General features: G+C 75.3%; 1 protein-coding gene. It reads left to right on the forward strand.

Going from position 1 to position 4,542, the window contains the following annotated elements; translation table 11 throughout:
• Positions 1–4,542: type I polyketide synthase (locus tag ADL12_RS20295; RefSeq protein WP_159053218.1), on the forward strand; the 4,542-nt coding region annotated here is incomplete at both ends.

The raw sequence follows: 4,542 nt of genomic DNA on the forward strand, positions 1-4,542 counted from the left end.
ACCGGACACCTCGCCACCCCCGACCAACTCACCACCCCCGACTACTGGACCCACCACATCCGCCAAACCGTCCGCTACCACCACGCCATCCAGACACTGGAGGGCGAGGGCGCCACCTTGTACGTCGAAGTGGGCCCGGACGCCGCGCTCACACCCGTCACTCCCGGCGCCGTTCCGGTGCTGCGCAGGGGACGCGACGAGGCGCGCGCGGTCCTCTTCGCGCTGGCCGCCGCCCATACGCGCGGTGCTCGTGTCGACTGGGGGACGTTCGGCGTCGAGCCGGGCGCGGCGCTGGACCTGCCCACATATCCGTTCCAGCGCGAGCGGTACTGGATGCGCGCCACGGCGCGGTCGTCCGAGGCCGGGCCGCTGCTGGGCGCTCCGGTGGAACTCGCCGCGGACGGTGGGCTGTTGTTCTCCGGCCAGGTGGGCCTGGAGTCGTTGCCGTGGCTCGCCGACCACGCCGTGGACGGCACGCCGCTCGCTCCGGCCAGTCTTTTCGCCGATCTGGCGCTGCGCGTGGGCGAGCGGGCCGGCCACCCGGTGGTGGACGAGCTGACCCTGGAGGCGCCGCTGCTCCTGCCGGCCGAGGGCGCCGTATCGGTGCAACTGACCGTGGGGGGCGTGGACTCGGACGGCCGACGTCCGTTGGCCGTGCACGCCCGGGCCGACGCGGACGGCCCCTGGGTCCGCCATGTCTCCGGTGCGCTGGCCGCGGACGACGCGGTCGCCGTCTCGGGTGCGGACGGGGTGTGGCCGCCGTCCGGTGCGGTGGCCGTCGACGTCGAGGAGGTGTACGCGCGGCTCGCCGCTCTCGGGTACGGCTACGGCCCGGCATTCCGGAACCTGCGCGCAGCCTGGCGCCTGGGTGACGCCCTGCTGGCCGAGGTCGCGCTCCCCGCCGAACCGGCCGATGACACCGAGGAGTTCACCGTCCACCCGGCCCTGCTGGATGCGGCGCTGCATCTGCTGCCGGTGCGGCACGAGACGGACGACGAGGTGGTGCTGCCGTTCTCCTGGTCGCGTCTGCGGCTGCACGCCACCGGCGCACGCATGCTGCGGGTGCGTCTGGAGCCCGTCGGCGCGGACTCGGTGTCGTTGCTGGCGACCGATCCCGCGGGCGATCCGGTGCTGTCGGCGCGGTCCCTCGCGCTGCGTGCGCTGCCCGCCGGCGCCCTGACGGCGGCGGCGCGGCCCGTGGTCGACCCGCTGTACACGATCGAGTGGGTCTCCGCGCGGACAGTGGCGGCCGGCGGCACGGAGGGGGCGCGCACGGTGACGGAGCGCGTCGACGACACCCCGGGCGCCGCGCAGCGGACCCTGGCGCTGGTGCAGGGGTGGCTGGCGCGGGAGTCGGACGACGACGCCCGGCTCGCCGTGGTCACCTCCGGCGCGCTCGCCGTCACCGCGGACGACACCGTGCCGGGCCTGGCAGCCGCGTCCGTGTGGGGCCTGGTGCGTACGGCGCAGAGCGAGCATCCGGGGCGGTTCGTGCTGGTCGACAGCGACGGAACGCCCGAGTCCGAGACCGCGCTGCGTGCGGCGCTCGCCACCGACGAGCCCCAACTCGCCCTCCGCAACGGGCAGATCCTGGTACCCCGGCTCGCCGAGGTGCCCCGGGACTCCACGGCACACGGCGACGCGCAGACACCCCCGCGTGACCCGGCGCGGGGCACCGTGCTGATCACGGGCGCCACCGGGGCGCTGGGCGCGCTCGTCGCGGAGCGCCTCGTCACCCGGCACGGGGTACGGCATCTGCTGTTGACCAGTCGCCGTGGCCCCGGAGCCCCCGGTGCCGGGGAGTTCATCGACCGGCTCACCGCGCTCGGCGCCGAGGCCACGCTCGTGTCCTGCGACACCGCCGACCGCGAGGCACTGGTCCGGCTGCTCGCCTCCGTCCCGGCCGAGCGGCCCCTCACCGCCGTCGTCCACGCCGCTGGAGTGCTCGACGACGGGGTGCTGGCGGACCTGACCGCCGAGCGGTTGGACACGGTGCTGCGGCCCAAGGCCGACGCGGCGCTGCTGCTGCACGAACTGACCCTGGACCACGACCTGGACGCGTTCGTGCTCTTCTCCTCCGTCACCGGGGTCCTCGGCACGGCGGGCCAGGCCAACTACGCGGCCGCGAACGCCTTCCTGGACGCACTCGCCCAGCACCGCCACGCCCTGGGGCTCCCCGCGACGTCCATCGCCTGGGGGCTGTGGGACACCGGCGACGGCATGGCGGGCGCGCTCGACGCGACGGACCTCGCCCGGCTCGCCCGCGGCGGACTCGCCCCGCTCTCGGCCGGGCAGGGGCTGGGCCTGTTCGACGCGGCGCTTCACTCACCGCTTCCGCTGCTGGTCGCCACCCGCTTCGCGCTCGCGGCACTGCGTTCGCCGGGCACACCGGTCCCCGCGCCGCTGCGTTCACTGGTCCGTGCCGTGCCCCGTCGAGCGGCCGTCGCCACGGCGGACGGCTCCCTGGCCGAGCGGCTGGCCGCGCTGCCGCCCGCCGAGGCGGAACGCGAGGTGGACGACCTCGTCCGCACCACGGTGGCCACGGTCCTCGGACACACCGACAGCCGGGCCGTCGCCCGCGACCGGGCGTTCGGCGATCTGGGCTTCGACTCGCTCGCGGCCGTCGACCTGCGCAACCGGCTCGGCGCCGCCACCGGTCTGCGGCTGCCCACCACCCTGGTGTTCGACCACCCCACCCCGGGCGCGCTCGGCGTCCGGTTGCTGGACGAACTGCTCGGCTCCCGCTCCGGGCCCGCGCAGGCCGTCGCCCCCGCCCCCGTCGGCACCGGGGCGGACCTGGACACGGACGCCGTCGCCGTCGTCGCCATGGCCTGCCGGTTCCCGGGCGGGGTGACCTCGCCCGAGGACCTGTGGCGGCTGGTGGCGGACGGCACGGACGCGATCTCCGGCTTCCCCGCCGACCGCGGCTGGGACCTGGCCGCCCTGTACGACCCGGAGGGAGGGCGCCCCGGGACGTCGTACACCCGTGAGGGCGGATTCCTGTACGACGCCGCCGAATTCGATCCCGAGTTGTTCGGGATGAGCCCCCGGGAGGCCCTGACCACCGACCCGCAGCAGCGGCTGCTGCTGGAGACCGCGTGGGAGGCCTTCGAGCGCGCGGGCATCGACCCGCGCTCCCTGCGCGGCTCCCGTACCGGGGTCTTCGCCGGCGTCATGTACAACGACTACGGCGCCCGTCTGCACCAGGCCCCGCAGGCGGTGGAGGAGGTCGAGGGCTATCTGGTCAGCGGCAGCGCGGGCAGCGTGGCCTCGGGGCGGGTGGCCTACACGTTCGGTCTGGAGGGACCGGCGGTAACCGTCGACACCGCCTGCTCGTCCTCCCTGGTCGCCCTGCACCTCGCGGCCCAGGCCCTCCGCCAGGGCGAGTGCGATCTCGCGCTCGCGGGCGGAGTCACCGTCATGGCCAGTCCGGCCACCTTCGTCGAGTTCAGCCGCCAGCGCGGGCTCTCCGCCGACGGACGCTGCAAGCCGTTCGCGGCGGCGGCCGACGGCACCGGCTGGAGCGAAGGCGCCGGCCTGCTGCTGGTGGAGCGACTGTCCGACGCCCGCCGCAACGGCCACCAGGTCCTCGCGCTGCTCCGCGGCTCCGCCGTCAACCAGGACGGCGCCAGCAACGGCCTCACCGCACCCAACCAGCAACGGGTCGTCCGACAGGCTCTGGCCAACGCACGGCTGAGCGCGGCAGACGTGGACGCCGTGGAGGCACACGGCACGGGCACCCGCCTCGGCGACCCCATCGAGGCACAGGCCCTCATCGCGACGTACGGACAGGACCGGCCCGCCGAAGGCCCGCTGTTCCTCGGCTCGGTGAAGTCCAACATCGGGCACACCCAGGCCGCGGCGGGCGTCGCCGGCGTCATCAAGACGGTCATGGCGATGCGGCACGGGACACTCCCCCGCACCCTGCACGTCGACGAGCCCACCCCGCACGTCGACTGGACGGCCGGCGCCGTCGAACTCCTCACCGACTCCGTGCCCTGGCCCGCGCACGTGCCCTGGCCCGCGCACGACCGGCCCCGCCGGGCCGCCGTGTCCTCCTTCGGCATCAGCGGCACCAACGCCCACGTCATCCTCGAACACGTCCCGGATCCCGCACCGGTGGCCGAGGAACCCTCCGGAGCGCCCGTGCTGTGGCCCCTGTCGGCGCACACATCACAGGCACTGCGTGCCCAGGCGGCGCGGTTGGCGGAGTTCCTGACCGCCCGACCGGACGTCGACCCGGCCCGGGTGGCCCGCGCCCTGGCGACCGGGCGGGCAGCGCTGGAGGAGCGGGCCGCCTTCGTGGCCGCGGACGCGGAGGACGCCGTGGGCGCGCTGATCGCGCTGGCCGTCGGCGAGGAGTCCGGCTCCACCGCACCGTCCCAGGAGCCCCGCACGGCGTTCCTGTTCACCGGCCAGGGCAGCCAGCGTGCCGGCATGGGCCGCGAACTGTACGCCGCCGAGCCCGAGTTCGCCGCCGCCTTCGACGAGGCCTGCGCCGCCCTCGACCCCCACCTCGACCACCCCCTCAAAGACATCGTC

Origin of the sequence: Streptomyces regalis, assembly GCF_001509475.1 — a bacterium.
GTDB classification, from domain to species: Bacteria; Actinomycetota; Actinomycetes; order Streptomycetales; family Streptomycetaceae; genus Streptomyces; species Streptomyces regalis.